Source organism: Geodermatophilus sp. SYSU D00815, from assembly GCF_054050035.1.
This window is the reverse complement of record NZ_JBJGYO010000021.1, coordinates 69765-88920: the sequence shown is the minus strand read 5'-3', so window position 1 is coordinate 88920 and position 19156 is coordinate 69765. Positions and strand designations below refer to the sequence as shown.

Annotated in this window: 19 protein-coding genes; 12 read left to right on the top strand and 7 right to left on the bottom strand. The window is 76.6% G+C overall.

Going from position 1 to position 19156, the window contains the following annotated elements; genetic code table 11:
• Window positions 1-47: 47 nt before the first annotated feature.
• The 4 genes from ACI78S_RS19525 to ACI78S_RS19510 form a co-directional block, all read right to left on the bottom strand.
• The gene (locus ACI78S_RS19525) at window positions 48-899 is read right to left on the bottom strand and encodes an ABC transporter ATP-binding protein (RefSeq protein ID WP_456976395.1); all 852 of its coding nucleotides are present in this window, start codon (window positions 897-899) and stop codon (window positions 48-50) included.
• Window positions 899-2734: a branched-chain amino acid ABC transporter ATP-binding protein/permease gene (locus ACI78S_RS19520; RefSeq protein ID WP_456976393.1), complete on the bottom strand. Its 1836-nt coding sequence runs from the start codon at window positions 2732-2734 to the stop codon at window positions 899-901. The genes ACI78S_RS19525 and ACI78S_RS19520 overlap by 1 nt, the downstream gene beginning before the upstream one ends.
• The gene (locus ACI78S_RS19515) at window positions 2731-3615 is read right to left on the bottom strand and encodes a branched-chain amino acid ABC transporter permease (protein ID WP_456976391.1); all 885 of its coding nucleotides are present in this window, start codon (window positions 3613-3615) and stop codon (window positions 2731-2733) included. Before ACI78S_RS19515 ends, ACI78S_RS19520 begins: the two co-directional genes overlap by 4 nt.
• 67 nt (window positions 3616-3682) lie before the next feature.
• A complete protein-coding gene (locus ACI78S_RS19510; protein WP_456976389.1) occupies window positions 3683-4924 on the bottom strand; it encodes an amino acid ABC transporter substrate-binding protein in 1242 nt (413 codons plus the stop codon).
• Window positions 4925-5176: 252 nt separating this feature from the next.
• On the opposite strand from ACI78S_RS19510, the gene ACI78S_RS19505 reads away from it, so the two are divergent.
• From ACI78S_RS19505 to ACI78S_RS19490, 4 genes are all read left to right on the top strand, one after another.
• Window positions 5177-6733: a phytoene desaturase family protein gene (locus ACI78S_RS19505; protein ID WP_456976387.1), complete on the top strand. Its 1557-nt coding sequence runs from the start codon at window positions 5177-5179 to the stop codon at window positions 6731-6733.
• Complete coding sequence (locus ACI78S_RS19500) at window positions 6730-7887, top strand: MFS transporter (protein ID WP_456976401.1); 1158 nt, start codon at window positions 6730-6732, stop codon at window positions 7885-7887. Before ACI78S_RS19505 ends, ACI78S_RS19500 begins: the two co-directional genes overlap by 4 nt.
• Window positions 7888-7955: 68 nt before the next feature.
• Window positions 7956-8975: a LacI family DNA-binding transcriptional regulator gene (locus tag ACI78S_RS19495; protein WP_456976385.1), complete on the top strand. Its 1020-nt coding sequence runs from the start codon at window positions 7956-7958 to the stop codon at window positions 8973-8975.
• Between the two features lie 81 nt (window positions 8976-9056).
• Window positions 9057-9410: a phage holin family protein gene (locus ACI78S_RS19490; protein ID WP_456976383.1), complete on the top strand. Its 354-nt coding sequence runs from the start codon at window positions 9057-9059 to the stop codon at window positions 9408-9410.
• Between the two features lie 336 nt (window positions 9411-9746).
• Here the strand turns inward: ACI78S_RS19490 and ACI78S_RS19485 are convergent, their stop codons facing one another.
• On the bottom strand, window positions 9747-10193 hold the full coding sequence (locus ACI78S_RS19485) for a hypothetical protein (protein WP_456976381.1): 447 nt from the start codon (window positions 10191-10193) through the stop codon (window positions 9747-9749).
• A gap of 309 nt (window positions 10194-10502) precedes the next feature.
• On the opposite strand from ACI78S_RS19485, the gene ACI78S_RS19480 reads away from it, so the two are divergent.
• Together ACI78S_RS19480 and ACI78S_RS19475 are read left to right on the top strand one after the other, a co-directional pair.
• Window positions 10503-10883, top strand: coding sequence for a hypothetical protein (locus ACI78S_RS19480; protein ID WP_456976379.1), 381 nt, complete (start codon window positions 10503-10505; stop codon window positions 10881-10883).
• 47 nt (window positions 10884-10930) lie between these two features.
• Window positions 10931-11518: a hypothetical protein gene (locus ACI78S_RS19475; RefSeq protein ID WP_456976377.1), complete on the top strand. Its 588-nt coding sequence runs from the start codon at window positions 10931-10933 to the stop codon at window positions 11516-11518.
• A 25-nt stretch (window positions 11519-11543) separates the two neighbouring features.
• Here the strand turns inward: ACI78S_RS19475 and ACI78S_RS19470 are convergent, their stop codons facing one another.
• A complete protein-coding gene (locus tag ACI78S_RS19470; protein WP_456976375.1) occupies window positions 11544-12113 on the bottom strand; it encodes an amphi-Trp domain-containing protein in 570 nt (189 codons plus the stop codon).
• A 290-nt stretch (window positions 12114-12403) separates the two neighbouring features.
• Here ACI78S_RS19470 and ACI78S_RS19465 point away from each other — a divergent pair, with 290 nt between their 5' ends.
• On the top strand, window positions 12404-13087 hold the full coding sequence (locus tag ACI78S_RS19465) for a hypothetical protein (protein ID WP_456976373.1): 684 nt from the start codon (window positions 12404-12406) through the stop codon (window positions 13085-13087).
• Here ACI78S_RS19465 and ACI78S_RS19460 read toward each other — a convergent pair.
• On the bottom strand, window positions 13027-15945 hold the full coding sequence (locus ACI78S_RS19460; protein ID WP_456976371.1) for an ATP-binding protein: 2919 nt from the start codon (window positions 15943-15945) through the stop codon (window positions 13027-13029). The genes ACI78S_RS19465 and ACI78S_RS19460 overlap by 61 nt on opposite strands.
• A 56-nt stretch (window positions 15946-16001) precedes the next feature.
• Between ACI78S_RS19460 and ACI78S_RS19455 the strand changes: the two genes are divergently transcribed.
• The 5 genes from ACI78S_RS19455 to ACI78S_RS19435 all read left to right on the top strand — a co-directional run bounded on the left by ACI78S_RS19455 (window position 16002) and on the right by ACI78S_RS19435 (window position 19154).
• Window positions 16002-16472 carry a pyridoxamine 5'-phosphate oxidase family protein gene (locus ACI78S_RS19455; RefSeq protein ID WP_456976369.1) on the top strand — a complete coding sequence of 157 codons (471 nt, stop codon included), beginning with the start codon at window positions 16002-16004 and terminating at the stop codon, window positions 16470-16472.
• On the top strand, window positions 16469-17173 hold the full coding sequence (locus tag ACI78S_RS19450) for an MBL fold metallo-hydrolase (protein WP_456976367.1): 705 nt from the start codon (window positions 16469-16471) through the stop codon (window positions 17171-17173). Before ACI78S_RS19455 ends, ACI78S_RS19450 begins: the two co-directional genes overlap by 4 nt.
• Before the next feature lie 87 nt (window positions 17174-17260).
• Entirely contained in the window at window positions 17261-17887 is a 627-nt protein-coding gene (locus ACI78S_RS19445) for an FMN-dependent NADH-azoreductase (RefSeq protein ID WP_456976365.1), read from the top strand.
• Window positions 17887-18279 (top strand): nuclear transport factor 2 family protein, encoded by a 393-nt coding sequence (locus tag ACI78S_RS19440; protein WP_456976363.1) that lies wholly within the window; start codon window positions 17887-17889, stop codon window positions 18277-18279. Before ACI78S_RS19445 ends, ACI78S_RS19440 begins: the two co-directional genes overlap by 1 nt.
• Window positions 18276-19154 carry a PhzF family phenazine biosynthesis isomerase gene (locus tag ACI78S_RS19435; RefSeq protein ID WP_456976361.1) on the top strand — a complete coding sequence of 293 codons (879 nt, stop codon included), beginning with the start codon at window positions 18276-18278 and terminating at the stop codon, window positions 19152-19154. The genes ACI78S_RS19440 and ACI78S_RS19435 overlap by 4 nt, the downstream gene beginning before the upstream one ends.
• Window positions 19155-19156: the final 2 nt, after the last annotated feature.

Here is a 19156-nt window from a genome sequence, read left to right as displayed (position 1 = left end):
GCCCGGAAGGCCACGAGACCGCAGAAGTCGACGCCGGTGGCGGGCGGTCAGTGCGTGCCGGAGGCGGCCAGCGGCGTGGACCCGCCACCGGCGGCGGGTGGCTGCGGGCTCGGCGGGGGCGGCGCGGCGCCGGGGGTGGCGGAGTCGGCCGGCACCGCCTCCTCGGCCGGTGGCGGCGGGGCGTGGCCGGTGGTGCCGCCGAAGTACATCTGCGCGAGGTCGGGGTCGGCCAGCACCGCCTCGGCCGTCCGCTGGGTCACCACCCGGCCGCTCTCCATGACGATGCCCTCGGTGGCCATCCGCATGCCGAAGCGGACGTTCTGCTCGACCACGAGGATGGTCTTGCCGCTCTCCTTCATGAGCACCACCGACTGGAAGACCGTCTGCAGGGCCTTCGGGTCCAGGCCCAGCGACGGCTCGTCGAGCAGCAGCAGCACCGGGTCGAGCATCAGCGAGCGGGCGAACTCCACCATCCGCCGCTGGCCGCCGGAGAGGTTGCCGGCCTTGTCGGCGGCCCGCTGCGCCACGATCGGGAACAGCTCGGCCACCGAGTCGTACCGACGGCGGACCAGCGCCCGGTCGCGGCGGATCGTGTAGCCGCCCAGCAGCACGTTCTCCCGCACGGTCAGGTTGGGGAACAGCGCGTTGGCCTGCGGCACCTGCGAGACCCCGGCCTTGAGGATGTCCGCCGGGCCGGACCGGTGGATCGGCGTCCCGTTCAGCGTGATCTCGCCCAGCCGCGGGTTGAGCAGGCCGCTGATCGTGCGCAGCACGGTGGACTTGCCGGCGCCGTTCGGCCCGACGATGCAGGCGACCGCGCCGCGCTCGACCTCGATGTCGACGCCCTGCAGCACGTCGCCGCCGCCGTAGCCGGCCACCACCCCTCGGAGCGAGAGCATCAGGAGCGCACCCTTTCCGGCTCGAGCTGGAAGTCGTCGCCGAGGTAGGCGTCGATGACGGCGGGGTCGGTCTGGATCTGCGCCGGGGTGCCCGAGGCCATCGTCCGGCCGCGGGCCAGGACGTGGACCGGGTCGCACAGGCCCAGCACGAAGGGCATGTTGTGCTCGACGATGAGGAAGGTCTTCCCGTGGGAGTTGAGCTCCCTGATCATCTCGGCCATCCGCTCGATGAGCACCGGGTTGATGCCGCCGGCCGGCTCGTCGAGCAGGATGAGCTTCGGGTCGAGCATCAGGATCTGCGCCAGCTCGACCAGCTTCTGCTGGCCGTAGGACAGCGCCCTCGCCTTCTGGTCGCGGAAGGCGCGCATGCCGACGAACTCCAGCAACTCCTCGGCCGCCCGCGCCTCGGGCCCGCTGACGGCGATCCGGCCGAGGTGGCCGAGCGAGAAGCTGCGCTGCGCGGCGACCACGTTCTCCAGCACGGTCATCTCGCCGAACAGGCGGGTGATCTGGAAGGTCCGGCCGAGCCCGCGGTGCGCCCGCTCCCAGGACGGCAGCCGCTCGATGCGCTCGCCGGCGAAGGTGATCCGCCCGGCGTCGGCGGCGATGGTGTTGTCGATGAGGTTGAACACCGTCGTCTTGCCCGAGCCGTTCGGCCCGATGAGGCCGGTGATGGAGCCCGCCGGCACGGTGAACGAGCAGCCGTCGACCGCCTTCAGCCCGCCGAAGCTCTTGGCCAGGTCCGAGACCTCGAGCAGCGGCTGCCCGGCCGGGGTGGTGGTGTCGGGCCGCAGCCGCTCGGTGAGCGACTCCAGGCTGCCGCCGGTGCCGATCCGGGCGCCGACCAGGCCGGCCCTGCCCCGGGTGCGCCGCCGGGCCAGCAGCGACTCGATCGCCGGCAGGATGCCCTGGGGCAGCAGGATGACGACGGCGACGAGCAGCCCGCCGAAGAGGAACAGCCGGGTGTTGCCACCGCCGAACTCGTTGTTGGCGATCTCGTTGAGCGGCTCGATGAGGAACGCGCCGAGCACCGGCCCCCACAGCGTGCCGCGGCCGCCGATCAGCAGCGACAGGATGATCTGGACGCTGATCAGGATGCTGAACATCCCGCGCGGGTCGATGAAGGTCAGGTAGTAGCCGTAGACCGCACCGGCCATCCCGACGAACACGGTGCTCGCGACGAACCCGATGATCTTCTCCACCGGCAGGTTGATGCCGATGGTCGCGGCCTTGGTCTCGTCCTCGCGGATCGCGATCAGGCCCATGCCGAGCTTGGTGCGCCGGATCCACCAGGTCATGAGCACCTGCAGCGCCAGGATCGCCAGCAGCGCGTAGTAGAAGGGCCAGTTGAGGACGTCGCGGTCCCACGACGGCAGCGGCAGGGTGAGCCCCGCCGTCCCGTTGGTGACGCCCACCCAGTTGACCGCGAGCACCTGCACGAGGAACAGGAAGGCCACGGTGATGATCACGAACGCCGGGCCGCGCGAGCGCAGCGACACCAGGCCCAGGCCGACCGCGACCACGGCGGCGACCAGGCCGGCCACCGGCACCCACAGCCACGGGCTCACGCCCTCGACCCGGGTGGCCAGCACGCCGATCGTGTAGCCGCCGAGGCCCACGAACGCGCCCTGGCCGAGCGAGACGTAGCCGGCGAAGCCGGTGATGATGTTCAGCCCGCTGGCGCCCACGGCGAACACCAGCGAGAGGATGATCATGTTCTGGTAGTACGCGTCGTCGACCGCCACCGGGAAGACGACGAGGAACACCGCCGCCAGGGCGACCAGCAGCCGCCCGATCCACAGCGGGCTCGCCAGGTCGCGCGCCGAGGGGCTCATGCCGCCACCGCATCCTCTCGCAGACGGGAACCGAGCAGGCCCTGCGGCCGGAACAGCAGGACGGCGAAGACGATCAGGTACGGCACCGCGGTGGCCCAGGCCGGCGAGACGTAGGCGGCGGTCATCGTCTCGGCGATGCCGAAGAGCATCGCGCCGAGGATGGCGCCGTTGAGGCTGCCCATGCCGCCGAGGACGACGATGGCCAGCAGCCGCGCGATCCACTGGTAGTGCGAGCCCGGGACGAACGGGTACATGACGCCGACGATCGCGCCGCCGGCGCCGGCCGCGGCGATGCCGAGGCCGAACACCAGCGCGGCCACCGAGGCCACCCGGATGCCGACCAGCTCGGCGCCGGCCGGGTTGACCGCCGCGGCCCGGATGGCCCGGCCCAGCCAGGTGCGGGTGAGCACCAGGCCCAGGACGACCAGGACGGCGATGGCGACCAGCCCGCCGAACACCTGGGTCTTGGGCAGGAACAGCCCGAAGAAGCGGAAGGACTCGTCGGCGTAGCTCGGGCGGATCGCCGTGGAGTTGTTGCCCCAGAGGCTGCCCATGACCGCCTCCAGGACCAGCGCCAGGCCGAAGGTCAGCAGGACCGTGGACACCATGGGCGCGGTGCGGATCCGGGAGACGAACAGCTTGTAGGTGATCCAGCCGAGGGCGAACACCACCGGCGTGGTGACGGCGATGGCCAGCAGCGGGTCGATGCCCGCCGCGTCCCAGAGGCTGTAGGTGAGGAACGCCGCCAGGATGAGGAACGCCCCGTGGGCCAGGTTGATCACCCGCATGACGCCGAAGATCAGCGTCAGGCCGCCGGCGACGAGCGCGTAGACCCCGCCGAGCAGCAGTCCCAGCAGCAGGTTCTGCGCGAACTCCGTCATGCCGCCTCCCCCTCGGGCCCGGGGCCCGCCGGGCGCGGGACCGCGCCCGGCGGGCTCGTCGGACCGGTCACGCTCCTTCGCCCGTGGGCAGCCAGCCCTGGACGATCGTGTCGGTCGTGGCGGCGTCGGTGGGCAGGATGATCTCCGAGGTGCCGTTCTGCCACTGGCCGATGAGGAACTCGCCGACCGGGCTGCCGTCCTCGTTCCAGCGCAGCTCGCCGAGGATGGTCTCGACGGGGTTCTCGCGCAGCCAGTCGGCCAGGGCCTTCTGGTCCTCGATGCTGCCCACGGCCTCGACGGCGGCCTGCAGCACCTGGCCGGCGGCGTAGGCGTCGGCGGCGTCCTCCGGCGGCGCCCCGCCGAACATCTCCTCGTAGGTGGCCACGAACTCCTCGTTGCCCGGCGTCGACGCCTCGGGCGTGTGGCTGACCGCGTACATGATCCCCTCGGTGTTCTCCACGCCCACCGCCTCGGCGAACTGGTCGGCCTGCGATGGGGCGCTGGTCTGGTACAGCCAGCGGGGCTGGAAGCCGAGCTTGCGCATCGAGCGGATCAAGCCGACGCCGTCCTCGAACACCGCGCCGCTCACCACGAGGTCGGGGTTGGCGGCCTTCATCGCGTTGACGATCGTGTCGAAGTTGCGGGTGTCGATCGCGTAGGTCTCCTGGTACACGGTCTGGATCCCGGCGGCCTCGAGGACCTCGCGGATGCCCTCGACGTTGGGCGCGGCGAACGGGTCGTCGATGGTCGGGTAGGCCGCGGTCCGCGGCCGCTGGTCCTCCGGCAGGCCCGCGATCCACTCGGCGAAGACCAGGCCCTGCTTGTCGGCGGTGGCCTGCTGGGCGAAGAACAGGTACTCGAAGCCGCGGTTGAACATGTCCGGCGAGCCGCCGGCGGGCTCGACGAAGAGCATCTGGTTGCGCTCGGCGACCGCGGAGGCCGGCAGGTTCAGCAGCGAGGAGAACGTGCCGAGCAGCAGGTCGACGCGGTCCTGGCTGATCAGCGCGTTGTAGTCGGCGACGATGGTGTTCTGGTTCGACGCGTCGTCCTTGATCACCAGCTCGACGTCGCGGCCGAGCAGGCCGCCGTTCTCGTTCACCAGCCGCTCCCACACCTGGTAGCCCTGCTGGGCGGCGGTGCCGGGCTGGGAGAACTCGCCGGTGAGGGGCAGCGACGTGCCGATGGTGATCGTGTCGCCGTCGGAGCCGCCACCGCCGCCGTCGTCACCGCCGCAGGCGGCGACGCCCGCCACCAGGAGCCCCGTGACCGCCAGCGAGCCGAGCCGCCGGCGCAGCCGAACGTGCGACATGCTTCCTCCTGACCGAGCCGCAATCGATTGCGGATTCGCCAGATGGTGTGACCGTGGGCACAGCCTGTCAAGAACTCCGAGGGAATCGGTAGCGGAATCTTTGCCGTCACCCCCGCTGGCGGTCGGGCCTCCCCGTCGTCCGCCGGGAACGACCCGTGCCGGTGGGTGGGCCGGGTCTCCGCGCGGTGACCAGCGGGTCTTGCAATCGACTGCACCGGGTGCCACCGTTCCGCGGGGAGGACGGGAGGCGGGATGACGCCAGGGGTGCCGGACGGCGCGGACGTCGTGGTCATCGGCGCGGGGCACAACGGGCTGGTCGCCGCGGGCTACCTGGCGGCCGCCGGGCTCGAGGTGGTGGTGCTCGAGGCCGGCCCCGCGCCGGGCGGGGACACCATCACCGAGGAGCTCACCCTGCCCGGGTTCGCCCACGACTCCTGCTCCAGCGCGCACGTGCTCATCCAGGCCAACCCGCTGATCCGCGACGACGAGCTGGGGCTGCTGTCGACCCACGGGCTGCGGTACCTGGCCACCGACCCGGCGGTGGTCTTCCCCCAGCCGGACGGCGACCTGCTGGTCATGCACCGCGACCTCGACGCCACGGCCGGGGAGCTGGCCCGCTGGTCGCCGGCCGACGCGGCGGCCTTCCGGGCGCTGGTCGGCGAGTGGAGCGGTGGGCTGGCAGCGGTGCACGGCCGGTGGGGCTCGGGGCTGGACCTCGGCGAGGGGCCGGCGGTGGAGGCGTACCGGCGCCTGCGCTCGCGCAGCGCCTGGGAGGTCGTGCACGAGCGGTTCGCCCACCCCGTCGTCCGGTCGTTCGTGCTGTGGCTGGCGATGGCGACCATCCAGGACCCGCGGCGGCCGGGCACCGGGTTCCTGCCGTCGTCGCTGACGGCCGGGCGGCTGGCGTTCGGCTGGTCGACGCCGGTCGGCGGCTCCGGCGCCCTGCCGGGGGCGCTCGTCCGGCAGATCGAGGCGCACGGCGGGCGGGTCGTGTGCTCGGCCCCGGTGGCGCACGTCGAGGCCGACGGCGAGCGGGTGACCGGGGTGCGCCTGGCCGACGGCACGCCGGTGCGCGCCCGCCGGGCGGTCGTCTCCAGCGCCCACCTGGCCCGGCTCGCGGACATGCTCGTCGGCGCCCAGGTGCCCGACGACCTGCTCGAGGCGCGCAAGACCTGGCGGCCGGGCCTGTCGGTGTTCGCCGTCCACGCGGCGCTGCGCGGGGACCTGTCGTTCCCCTCCCCCGCGGGCCCGGTGCGCAGCGTGGCCGCCGGCCTCGGCACGGTGGACGGCGTGGTGCGCCAGCTGGACGCCTTCGCGCGCGGCGAGGCCGACGCCGACGACCCCTGGCTGCTGGTGGTCAACCAGAGCGTCGTCGACCGCAGCCGGGTGGCCGGCGACGGCGGCACGTTCAAGATCCTCACCGTCGCGCCGTACGAGCGCCGCGACGGCCGCAGCTGGGCCGGCACCAAGGACGCGTTCGCCGCGGCGCTGCTCGCCCGGGTCGCCGAGCGCACCGACGGGCTGGGGGCGGACGACGTCCTCGCCGTCCGGGCCGAGTCGCCGGTCGACGTGGCCGCGCACAACGTGCACAACCTCGGCGGCTCGTGCCACGGCGGCGAGTTCGAGCTGCCCGACGGCGGGGTGGTCCCGGGCTGGCCGACCTACCGCACGGGTCTGGCGGGGCTGTTCCTCACCGGGGCGACGACGCACCCCGGCGGCTCGGTCTCGGGCCGGCCCGGGCGCAACGCGGCGCGCGCGGTCCTCACCGACCTCGGCATCGACCCCGCGAGCGTGATGGGGCCGAGCTGAGCGCGCGCCGCCCCTCCCCCATCCGGCTGCTGCAGCTCACCGCGTTCGTCAGCACGCTGGACCGCTACGCCATGCCGCCGGTGCTCCTGGCGATCGCCGCCGACCTGGACGCGCCGCTGTCGTCGGTGGTGCAGGCGGCCGGGGCGTACTTCCTGGCCTACGGGCTCTCCCAGCCGGTGTGGGGCCTGGCCTCCGACCGGCTCGGCCGGGTGCGGACCATGCGCCTGACGCTGGCCTGCGCCGGGCTGGCGGCGGTGGCGGCCGCGTTCGCCTGGGCGCCGCTGGCGCTGGGCGTCGCGCGCGGCCTCGGCGGGGCGTTCCTGGGGGCGGTCTACCCCTCCAGCCTGGTCTACCTCGGCGACACCGTGCCGCCGCAGCTGCGCCAGCGCGACATCGCCCGGCTCATGGTGGGGGTGGCGCTCGGCACCGGGCTGGCGTCGGCCGGCGCGGGGCTGCTGGCGGCGCTGGCCTCGTGGCGGGTGGCGTTCGTGGTCACCGGCGTGTCGGCGCTGGTGCTGGCGGTGGCGCTGCGGTCGCTGGCGGAACCGCCGCGGACCCGCCCGGCGGCCGGTCCGCTGGCCCCGCTCGGGCAGGTGGTCCGCTCCCGCCCGGCGGTGTTCGTGCTCGGCCTGGCCTTCCTCGAGGGGGCGGTGCTGCTCGGCGTGCTCACGCTGCTGCCGGCGGCGGTGGAGGCGGCCGGCGCCTCGGCCGCCCTGGCCGGGGCGGTGACCGCGGTCTACGGGCTCGCGGTGTTCGCGGCGGCCTCGGCGGTGGCCCGGCTCTCGCGCACCCAGCACCCGGCGCGGCTGATCGCGCTGGGCGCGGCCTCGGCGCTGGCCGCGTGCGCGCTGCTGGCGGCGTCGCGCGCGGCGGCGTCCGCCGTCGTCGTGACGCTGCTGCTCGGGCTGGCGTGGGCGGCGATGCACTCGTCGCTGCAGACGTGGGCGACCGAGGTGCTCCCCGCGGCGCGGGCGGCGGTGGTGTCGCTGTTCGCCGGGAGCCTGTTCGTGGGCAGCGCGCTGGCCGCCGTCGCCGTCGCCGGGCTGGCCGACGCCGGCCGTTACCGGACGATCTTCACCCTGGCCGCCGCGGCGGCGGCGCCGCTGGGGGTGCTGGCGGTGTGGGGACGCGCGCGGTGGAGGAGGCCGGCATGACCCTGACGGGTGCCCCGCGGGGGCGGTCCTCCCGGCCGGGGACCGGAGCCGGCCCTAGGATCGGCGCCGTGCCAGCGCCGACCCTGCGGGATGTCGCGGCCGCGGCGGGCGTCCACCCCGCCACCGCCTCCCGGGCGCTGAACCCCGACACCAGGGCGCTGGTCAACGCCGAGACCGCCCGCCGGGTGCTCAAGGCCGCGCAGTCGCTGAGCTACTCCCCCAACCCCATCGCGCGCAGCCTCAAGACGGCGAAGTCGCGGACGATCGGGCTGGTGCTGCCCGACCTGACCAACCCGCTGTTCCCGCCGATCGTGCGCGGCATCGAGGACGTGCTCGGCCCGGCCGGCTACAGCGCGCTGATCGTCAACACCGACAACGACCCGGGGCGGGAGCAGGCGCTGGTCGAGTCGCTGCGCTCCCGGCAGGTCGAGGGCATGATCATCGCCACCGCCCGGCTGGACCACCCGCTGCTGGCCCGGCTGCACGAGCAGGGCGTGCGCATGGTGCTGGTCAACCGGCGCGCCGATCAGCTCGACATCCCCTGCGTCACCCCGGACGACGCCAGCGGCATCACCCTCGCCGTCGAGCACCTGGCGCGGCTGGGCCACCGCAAGATCGTGCACCTGGCCGGTCCGCTGACCACCTCGACCGGCGTCGTCCGCGCCAAGGCCTTCACCGCCGCCGTCCGCGACCAGGGGCTGGACGACGACCCCGCGCGGGTCGTGTCCTGCGCCTACTGGGCCGAGGCCGAGGGGGCCGCGGCGCTGCGGGAGGTGCTCGACGCCGGCACCGAGTTCACCGCGGTGGTCGCCGGCAACGACCTGATCGCGCTCGGCTGCTACGACGTGTTCAAGGAGCGCGGCCTCAGCTGCCCCGGCGACGTCAGCGTCGTCGGCTTCAACGACATGCCGTTCCTCGACAAGCTGCAGCCGCCGCTGACCACCATCGCCGTCCCGCACCACTCCGTGGGCGTCGAGGCGGCGCGGATGCTGCTGGAGTCCCTCGACGAGCCCGACCGCCCGGCGCGCTCGGTGCTGCTGCCGGTCTCCCTGGTCGAGCGGGCGTCCACGGCGGCCCCGGCGCGCTGAGCCGCCGCCGGGCCTGTACCGGGGTCGCCGGCGCTCCTACCCTCGCGGCACGGGGGGACCCGACGTGCGGAGGACCGTCCGATGACTTCCGGCATCCCAGGCATCCGGGCCGGCGACCTCGCGCAGCCGCTCGGCGAGGAGCTGCTCGCGCTGGTGCGCCAGGAGGTCCGGCGCCTGCAGCGGGACTACCTCGGCAAGGCCCGGCAGGGCCGGACCGGCGCACGCCTCCTCGGCGGCGCGGCCGTCCTGGGCTCCATGTCGGCCGGCAGCACGACCGCCCTGGTGATCCGGCTGCTCGAGCGACGTCCCGGCACCGCCCCGGGGGTGACCGCGCTGGTCTTCGGCGCCGGGGCCGCGGCGCTCGCCGCCGCCGGCCGCGCGCGGCTGCGCCAGGCGTGGGCGCCCCTGCCGTCGTCCCCGGCCGAGACCGCCTGAGGCTCCCCGGCGGGCGGCCGGTCCCGGTCGGCGGGACGTTCAGGAGGAGGCGGACCGGTTCCCGCGCATGCCTTCCAGGAACGCCCGGACGAGGTCCCGGCCGAAGCTGCGCACCGTCACCGGCGGGGGCTGCACCTGCGGGCGCCGCCGCGGTCGACGGCGCGCGGGCGGCTGCCGGCCGGGGACGGTCCGGACGGGGGCAGGTCGTGGGGATCCGGTCGACCGTGGCATCGCGGGCCACCATCCGTTCTGCGTGCCCGGGGGAAGAGGTGAGCAGTGTCGCACCGGCGGGGGCCGTGCGGAGCCGGAGCCGCCGCGGGGTGCTCGCCGCCCACCTCAGACGTCGGCGCCCGATCGGGCCCCTCCGTGCGGTCCGCGCCACCACCGGCGCCGCGCCCGCCCGCGCGCGGCGCGCGAAGCCGCCGGGCGCCGTCGGCGGCGCGGCCGCGGCACCCCGTCGCGGACGCCGCCGTGGAGCGCGGGGCGACGGACCGGGGACCGGCGGGGGCCGCGCAGCCGTCCGCGGAGGGCGACCACCCGCGACCGCACGGCGGCGGGCAGCCCGCGGACCCGCGTGCCCGTGCCGGCGGCGCGCGCGGCGGTGGAGCGCAGCCGTTCCCGCAGCCGGGCGGCGCCCCGGTGGCGACGCCGCCGATCGCCGGGGCGGGGGACGGCTGCCGCCCGTCCCTCCCGCTCCCAGCGGGCCGTGTCGCGCCGGGCCAGGACCACGATCCCGGCGATGACCAGCACGAAGGCGAGGACGTCGACGATCGCCCACAGCATGGCGCTCCACCTCTCGGAGCGGCCGGGGGCGTTCCGGCTCGGGGACGTCCCGGCTGCAGTCGCACGATCCCGCTCCCGCCGCCGCCGGGCAAGGGTTCCCGGCGCGGTGCCCGCGAGGCCGGGCGGGGAGGGGCCGCGCCGCCGCTTCCCTCGCCCACGGGGGAAGACGAGGGCGGGACGGCGGCGCGGCCCTCACCCCTGTCATCGCCGCCCCGCCCGCCCGGGGTCCCGTCTCCGTCACCGCCGCCCCTCCCGCCCCACCCGCCGCAGCGGCGCCGTCCTGTCGGTGGCGACGGCGAGGATGCGGGCGTGCCGACCTTCTTCCTCCCGCGGGCGAGCGACGACGAGCAGGCCGAGCGGCTCTACGAGGCGCTCGCGGAGTTCGCCGGGTGCGAACCCGCCCCCGCCGACCGCCGGGTGCACGCCATCGCGTTCTCCCACGACGGGGCCGAGTGGGTGGCCCGCGTCGGCGACGAGCTGAGCGGGCGGCGGACCACCCGGCAGCTGCGCCGCGGCGAGCTGGTCGAGCGCACCGAGGACCTGTCGTCGTCCTCCCGGGTGCTGGCCATCTACCCGGGATCCCCGTTCGTCGTCGTGACCGACGCGCAGCCGATCACCGGTGCGGAGTCGGAGTGGGCCAACCCGTTCACGGCCTCCCCCGACCGGGTCACGTACTTCGACGCGCGCTGAGTGCGGCGGCTGGGCCGCGCCCCGGCCGACCGGCACACTGGGCCGCCGTGGACTCCTCCCCCGGCGCCGTCGTCGCGCGGCTGCGACCCCTGCTGCTCGCCGTCCACGAGGCGCTGTCGCGCGGCGTCGCGGTCAGCGCCGCCATCCACGCCGCGCACGGCTGGAACCCCGCCGCCGACCGGCACCTGGACCACCAGCTGGTCCGGCGCGAGGCGATGGAGCAGCTGCGCCCGTGGGGCGCCGACCGCGACGAGCTGTCCGACCCGCTGCTGGCCCGACAGCTGGAGCTCACCGACTCGAGCACCGACAACCTGGGCCTGGCGATGAGCGGGCTGATCCTGCGCACCCCCACGGACGTCGTCCGGGTCTGGCGGTCCGACGACGGCGAGCTGCCGGCGGCGGCCACCGACGGGCTGCGCGCCTTCTACCGCCAGGAGCCGGACCGTCAGCTGCGGCTGGACCTGTCGCCCGAGCCCGGGCCGCCGGCGGCCGGGCACCTCGCCCTGCTGTGGGCCGACGCCGGTGGCGTCCTCGTCCGGTTCGACCTCGTGCGCCCCTCCGGGCACGTCGGGCGGCGGGTGCAGGTCGACTGGCACCTCGACCTGCGGCGGCGCCTGGCCCTCCCGGCGGCCTGACCCGGCCCCCGGGCGGGGCGGTCGCTCAGCCCTGCGACGCCCGACGGCCCTGCGGAGCTCCCCGGCCCGACGGCGCCTTCCTCCGGCCGGGGCCGGCGCTCGTCCCGCCCCGGCCCCCCGCACCGGCCCTGCGCGACCCGGCCTCCGGCTCCTCGCCCGACCGCTCCTCCGACGCCCCGGCTTCGTCCCCGGCCTCGTCCGCGGACGTGGACGCCTCGGGCTCGGAGCCCTCGTCGGCCGCGGACGCCTCGGGCTCGGACCCCTCCGCCGCGGAACGGTCCTGACCCCCGGACCCGTCCCCGGGCTGGTCCCCGGACCCGTCCCCGGGCTCGTCCCCGGGCGCGTCCTGGGAGCCGGTCGACGACCGGTCCGACGTGGACCACTTCAGCTCGAGCTCCAGCTCGATCTCGTCCCCGTCGACGCCCACCTCCAGCTCGAAGCGGACCCGGTCGCCCACCGTCAGCTCGAGGGTGCTGCCGCCGAACCGGACGGACACCTCGCCCTCGTCGCCCAGTCCCCGGGCGAGGTCGGTGATCAGGCGCGCGACCTCCTGACGGCTCAGCTCCTGCTTCTGCTCGACCTTCAGATCTGGCACGGGCTCGTCCATCCCTCCGGCGCCGCCGCGGCCCGCGACGCCCCGGCCCGCGGTGTGCGCCACCCACCGCAGGGATCGGCTCGGGCCCCGTCCGTCGCAGAGTGCAGACACCTACCGCGATCCGCACGGATCCGCAACGGTTCTCCGCGACAGCGGTGCGACAGCGGCCCGACAGCACGGCCCGGCACGGTCCGCGGTGACGACGGGCAGGCCGCCGTCACCTCCCGGACGGAGCCGATCCCGTGTCCCTCGCCGCTGCACCTCCCGCCCGACCGGGCCGACCGGCCCGGGTGGGCCTCTGGGCCCTCCCCCTCCACGGCGTCCTGCTCGGCCTGAGCACGCTGACCCACCAGCCGCCGGTGGGCGACTTCGACGCCTACGCCCGCTACACCACCACCGGCGTGTTCCTGCTCAGCCACCTCGGCGCCAGCATCCTCGGCGCCGCCGTCGCCGTCCTCGGAGCGGTCGCCGTCACGGCGCACCTGGTCCGGGGCCCGGCGGCCCGGACCGCGGTGACGGGGCTGGTGCTCACCGTCGTGGCGAACGTGTTCCTGGCCGCCGCGTTCGGCAGCGCGGCGTTCGTGCAGCCCGGGATCGGGCGCGCGCACCTCGCCGGCGTCCCGGGCATGCCCGAGCTCAACGCCGACACGGCCTACGGGCCGGCGCTCGTCGTCACCGCGCTCCTCGCGACCGCCGCGCTCGGCGTCGCCGCGGTGGTGCTCGGCACGGCGGTCGCGCGCACCGACCGCCGGTTGCGCCGGCCGGGGGTCGCCTACGCGGTGCTCGTGCCCGCCTTCGCTCTCTCGGGCTTCTTCCTGCAGGCGGCGCAGGCCGCGACCGGCTTCGCGCTCGCCGCGGCGACCGTGCTGCTGGCGGTGCGGCTGCCGCGCGCGACCGCGCCGGCAGCGGCCGCTCAGCGGTCGGCCGGCAGCACCTCGGCCGAGCGCCGGCCCTCGGCCACGGCCGTGTCGTAGGCCGCCCCGAGGGAGCGCCGCAGCCGCGGCTCCCAGCGGCCGAGCCGGCGGTCCTGCAGCGGTGTGCGCGGGACGCCGGCCTCGGCGCGCAGCTGCCCGGCGTGCCCGAGCAGGCGCGCGGCGGCCACGGCGTCGTCGCCGGCCAGCGCGGCCTCGGCCAGCAGCTCCACGGTCTCGGCGAGCGCGGCGGCGTGCCCGAGCTCGCGCGCGTTCGCCGCCGCCCTCCGGTACAACGCGGTGGCGGCGGCGGCGTCGTCCAGCGCCAGGTGCACCTGGCCGAGCGTCTGCAGCGCGGCCGTCACGCCCTCCGGGTAACCGACCGCCTCGAAGACCGCCAGGCCCTCCCGGGCCAGGGGGGCGGCCGCGGCCGGGTCGCCGTCGGCCAGGCAGGTGCGGGCGGACTGCTCCAGGCACAGGGCGACCAGGTGCGGGTCCCCGGCCCGGCGCAGGACGTGCCGGGCCTCGAGCAGCAGGTCGCGTGCCCGCCCGGTGTCGTCCTGGTCGAGTGCGGTGCGGGCCCGCAGCACCAGCCCCAGGCCCGCGCCGCTGTCGTGGGCGGCCGAGCGGAACAGGGCCACGGCGCGGTCCTGCGCCGCGGCCGCCTCGTCGAGCCGGCCGAGCGCCCACCGGGCCGTGCCCAGGTGCAGCAGGCCGCGCGCCTCGCCGCGGACGTCGCCGATCGCGGCGAACCCGGCCGCCGCCCCGGCGCACTCCCGCTCCGCCGTGCGCAGGTCGCCCACCGACTCGGCGTGCATCCCGGTCGCCAGCTGCAGCCACGCGTCGAGCCGCGGGCCGTGCGGGCCGGCGGCGCGCGCCTGCGCGATCCACCGGCGGGCCTCCTGGAAGGAGCCCTCGTGGGACCAGAACCACGACAGCGAGCACACCAGCTGCGCGCCCAGCGCGGGCTGCGGCGACGCCCCGCCCAGGCAGTGGCGCAACGCCGCCCGCAGGTCGGCGCCGGCGGCGCGCAGCTCGGCGAGCCAGCCGGCCTGGTCGGCCCCGCGGATGCCGCGGTCGGCGTCCGCGGCGAACGCGGCGTACCAGCGGGCGTGCCGGTCCCCCGCGGCCGTCGCCCCATCGGGGTCGGCGGCCAGGCGCTCCCCCGCGTGGGCCCGGATCGTGTCCAGCAGCCGGAAGTGGTCGTCCTCGGCCGGGGAGACCAGCGACTGCCGGACCAGGCTCAGCAGGAGCCGCAGACCGTCCCCGCGCAGCCCCGCGCCGGCGACCTCGACCGCCGCCTCCAGGGGGAACGGCCCGGCGAAGACCGAGAGCCGGTCCAGGAAGGCCGCCTCCTCGCCGGTCAGCAGCCCGTAGCTCCACTCGACGGTCGCCCGCAGGCCCGCGTGCCGGCCGCCGCGGGCGTCGCCGTCGCCGAGCAGCCGCATCCGGTCGCCGAGCACCTCGGCGATCTTCGCCGGGCTCAGCGCCGCCACGTGGCCGGCGGCGAGCTCGACGGCCAGCGGCAGCCCGTCGAGCAGCCGGCACACCCGGGCGACGTCGTCGGCCGTGCTCGGGTCGAGGGCGAAGCCGGGGCGCGCGGCCGCCGCCCGCTCGGCGAACAGCCGCACGGCGTCGGCCTCGGGCAGCGGCGGCACCGGCCAGGACACCTCGCCCGCGACACCCAGGGGTCTCCTGCTGGTGGCCAGGACCCGCAGGCCCGGGCAGCCCGGCAGCAGGCCGGCGACCAGCCGGTGCACCTCCTCGACCACGTGCTCGCAGGTGTCGAGCACGAGCAGCCCCTCGCGGCCGCCGAGCCAGGCGCGCAGCTCGCCCAGCGCGTCCGCGGTGGACAGCCCGGTGCCGGTCGCGGCCGCGACGGCCACCTCGACCCCGGTGCCCGGCGCCACGGCGGCGAGGTCGGCCCACCAGACGGCGCCGTCCGCGTCCTGCACGGCCGCGACGGCCACCCGGGTCTTGCCGGCGCCGCCCGGGCCGGTGAGCGTGACGAGCCGGTGCGCGGCCACCAGCCGCCGCACCGCGGCGACCGCCTCGTCCCGCCCCACCAGGGAGGTCAGCGGCACCGGCACCTCCGGGACGCCGGCGGCCGGGGCCCGCGCCGGCGCGGGGTCCGGGACGGCGTCGACCGGGGGCGCGGCGGCGGGCACCGGGTCGACGGCGGGGGCGAGCGCCGGGTCCTGGCGGAGGATCTGCTGCTCGAGCTGCCGCAGCGCGGGCCCGGGGTCGAGGCCGAGCTCGTCGGCCAGCGCCGCCCGGGTGGTCTCCAGCGCGCGCAGCGCGTCGGCCTGCCGCCCGGCCTGGTACAGCGCCAGGGCGTGCAGGCCCTGGAGCCGCTCGCGGAACGGGTGCTCGCGCACCAGCACGCCGAGGTCGGGCAGCGCCTCGTCGTGCCGGCCCAGGTCCAGCAGCCCGGCCCCCCGGGTCTCGGCGGCCTGCAGCCGCAGTTCGTCGAGCCGGGCGATCTCCCCCTGGGCGAACGCGTCGTCCACCGCCTCGCTCAGCGCGGGGCCGCGCCACAGGGCGAGCGCCTCCCCGGCCAGGCGGACCTGGTCGTCCGGGGCCGCGCCGGGCGCGGTGGCCGCGCGGACCAGGTCCTCGAAGCGGAACAGGTCGACGGCGTCGCGGGCGACGACCAGCCGGTAGCCGGCGGGGGCGCGGTCGACCCGCAGCCCCGCCGGGGCGACGGTGCGGCGCAGGTAGGAGACGAGCAGGTGCAGCGCGTTGTCGGCGTTGACGGGGGGCGCGTCCCCCCACAGCTGGTCGACCAGGGTCGCCTGCGGCACCGGGTCGCCGCGCTGGAGCAGCAGCGACAGCAGCAGCCGCCGCGGCCGGCCGCGGCGCACGCCGACCGGCCCGCCGTCGTGCCGCACCTCCAGCGGGCCCAGCACGAGCAGGTTCACCGACCGCCCCCCCGGGACGACAGACACGTGACAGCGACCGCGCGAAGCTACCTCCCGTGAACGCCGATCTGGAGCTCGTCCGCCGGCTCGCCGCGGCCGACCACGGCCTGGCGGTCGTCGCCACCACCCGCGGCGACGGCGGCGTGCAGGCATCCGTCGTCAACGCGGCCGTCGTCGCCCACCCCGTCGACGGCGAGCCGGTGATCGCCTTCGTCGCCCGGGGACGCACCCGCAAGCTGGCCAACCTGCGCCGGCGCAACCGGCTGACGCTCGTGCTGCGCGCGGGCTGGGAGTGGGTCGCCGTCGAGGGCGACGTCGACCTCGCCGGCCCCGACGACCCGGCGCTGGGTCTGGGCGAGGACGCGGTGCGCCTGCTGCTGCGGAGGATCTTCGCGGCGGCGGGCGGCACGCACGAGGACCTCGACGAGTACGACCGGGTCATGCGGGCCGAGCACCGCACCGCGGTCCTGGTCCGGCCGGAGCGGGTGTACACCAACCCGCCGCAGGCCCGGCACGTCGAGCGGTGACCGTCGAGGTCCTGCGGCGCGACGGCGACGCCGTCCTGTCCCGGCTCGTCGTCGGGCCGCTGCGGACCGGCGCCCACCTGCTCACCTGCGCCCGCACCGGCGACACGGCCGTGGTCGACCCCGGCGACGACGAGCCGCGGATCACCGCCGCGCTCGGCGGGCGCCGGGTCGTCGCCGTCGTCCTCACGCACGCGCACTGGGACCACGTGCAGGCCGCCGACGCCGTCCGCGCCCGGCACCGCTGCCCCGTGCTCGCCTCCCCGGCGGAGGCCGCCGTGTGGGACCACGAGCGGGCGCACCTGCGCGCGCACGGGCAGTGGGACTGGGGGCTGGCGCGCCCGCCCGCGGACGCGGGCAGACCGGTCCCCGGCTGGGACGGCCGGATCGACCGGCCGCTCGGCGACGGCGAGCGGCTGCGCGTCGGCCGGCTCGCCGTCGAGGTGCTGCACACCCCCGGCCACACGCCGGGGTCGCTCTGCCTGCGCCTGGACGACGACCTGCTCACCGGCGACACGCTGTTCCCCGGCGGCCCCGGCCTGACCGGCTGGCCGCTGTCGGACTTCGACACGATCCTGCGCTCGATCGAGGACCGGTTGTTCACGCTGCCCGCCGACGTCCGCGTGCACCCCGGCCACGGCCCCAGCACGACCGTCGGGCGGGAGCGTCCCTCGCTCGAGGAGTGGCGCCGGCGGCGCTGGTGACAGCCGCGCGACAGGAACCTGACACGGGCCGGACGACGGTGGTCCTCAGCCGCGGCACCGGGCCGCGGCCGATCCCGAGGAGATCCGATGTCCCGCCTGCTGCACGTCTCCGCCTCCCCCCGCGGCGCCCGCTCCGAGTCGCTGGCCCTCGCCACCACGTTCCTCGAGACCTATCGCGAGCTCAACCCGCTCGACGCCGTCGACACGTTCGACCTGTGGGACGGCACCCTGCCGGAGTTCGGCCCGGCGGCGGCCGGCGCCAAGATGACGATCTTCGGCGGGGGCGTGCCCGAGGGCGCCGAGGGCGAGGCGTGGGCGGCCGCCCGCGCCACCTTCGAGCGGTTCGACTCCTACGACCGGTACGTGTTCAGCGTCCCGATGTGGAACGCCGGCATCCCCTACGTCCTGAAGCAGTTCATCGACGTGGTCAGCCAGCCCGGCATGGTCTTCGGTTTCGACCCGGTCGCCGGCTACACCGGCCTGCTCACGGGCAAGAAGGCGGTCCTGCTGCTCACCAGCGCCGTCTACGGCCCGGGCCGGCCGGCCTCCTTCGGCTCCGACTTCCAGGCCCCCTACCTGCGCGACTGGCTGAACTGGGCCGGGGTCCTCGACGTGGCCGAGGTCGCGTTCCGCCCGAACCTGGCCACCGCCGACGCCGCCGCCGGCCGGGAGCGGGCGCACGAGCAGGCCCGCCGGCTGGCGGCGAAGTTCTGATGCCGCGCCCGCCCGAGGAGGTCGTGCTCGGCTTCCTGCTCGACGTCCGCTCCGGGCACCGGCCGCAGCGCGCGGGCGCCTACCTCGCCCCGCGGGTGCGGGCGCACCAGGGGCGGCCCGGCGCGGTCACCGCGGTGGTGACGCGCAGCCCCGAGCAGTACGCCGAGCACGTCCGCGAGATGCTGTCGGCCGTCGGGCCGTGGACCTTCGAGGTCCTCGGCCTGGCGCGCCGCGCGGGGCTGGTCGAGGCCGCGTGGCGGCAGACCGGCACGGTCGTCGAGCACGGCCGGGCCGGCTACCGCGTCCGGGACGGCCGGATCACCGAGTACTGGATCGAGTTCTCCCAGGACGCCGTCCCCGGCCGGGCGGCGCCGCTCGAGGAAGGAGCATGAGCGTGCCCCCGACCGGCGACCCGGAGGTCCTGCGGTACACCGCCTTCAGCCCGACCCCGGACGGCGGCAACCCGGCCGGTGTGGTGCTCGACGCGAGCGGCCTGACCGGCGAGCGGATGCTGGCCGTCGCCGCCGAGGTCGGGTTCTCGGAGACGGCGTTCCTCGTGCCCCGGGACGGCCGCGTCGACGTCCGGTACTTCAGCCCGCGCGCCGAGGTGCCGTTCTGCGGGCACGCCACCATCGCCGCCGCGGTGGCCTGGGCGCAGCGCCACGGTCCGGGCACGCTCCTGTTCGCCGCACCCGCGGGCGACGTCGAGGTGGTCACCGCGCCGGCTCCCGACGGCACCGTGCGCGCGACGCTCACCAGCGTCCCGCCGCGGACCGTCCCGCTGGCCGACGCCGACCGGCGGGCCCTCCTCGCCGCCCTGCGGTGGTCCGAGGGCGACCTGGACCCCGCGCTGCCGCCGCGGGTGGCCTACGCCGGCGCCTGGCACCCGGTGCTCGCGGCGGCGACCCGCGCACGGCTGCGGGCGCTGGACTACGACGTCGACGCGCTCGGCGCGCTGATGGACGAGCGCGGCTGGACGACGGTCGACCTCGTGTGGCGCGAGGACGCCACGACCTTCCACGCGCGCAACCCCTTCCCGCCGGGCGGGGTGGTCGAGGACCCGGCGACCGGCGCCGCCGCGGCCGCGCTCGGCGGCTACCTGCGCGAGGGCGGGCACGTCGCCGTGCCGGCGACGGTGACCGTGCTCCAGGGGGCCGACATGGGCCGTCCCGGTGTGCTGGAGGTGGGCATCCCGGTGGGGCCGTCGAGCGGCATCCGCGTCACGGGGACCGCCGTCCCGCTGACGGAGCCCGCCGCGCGGGCGTGACC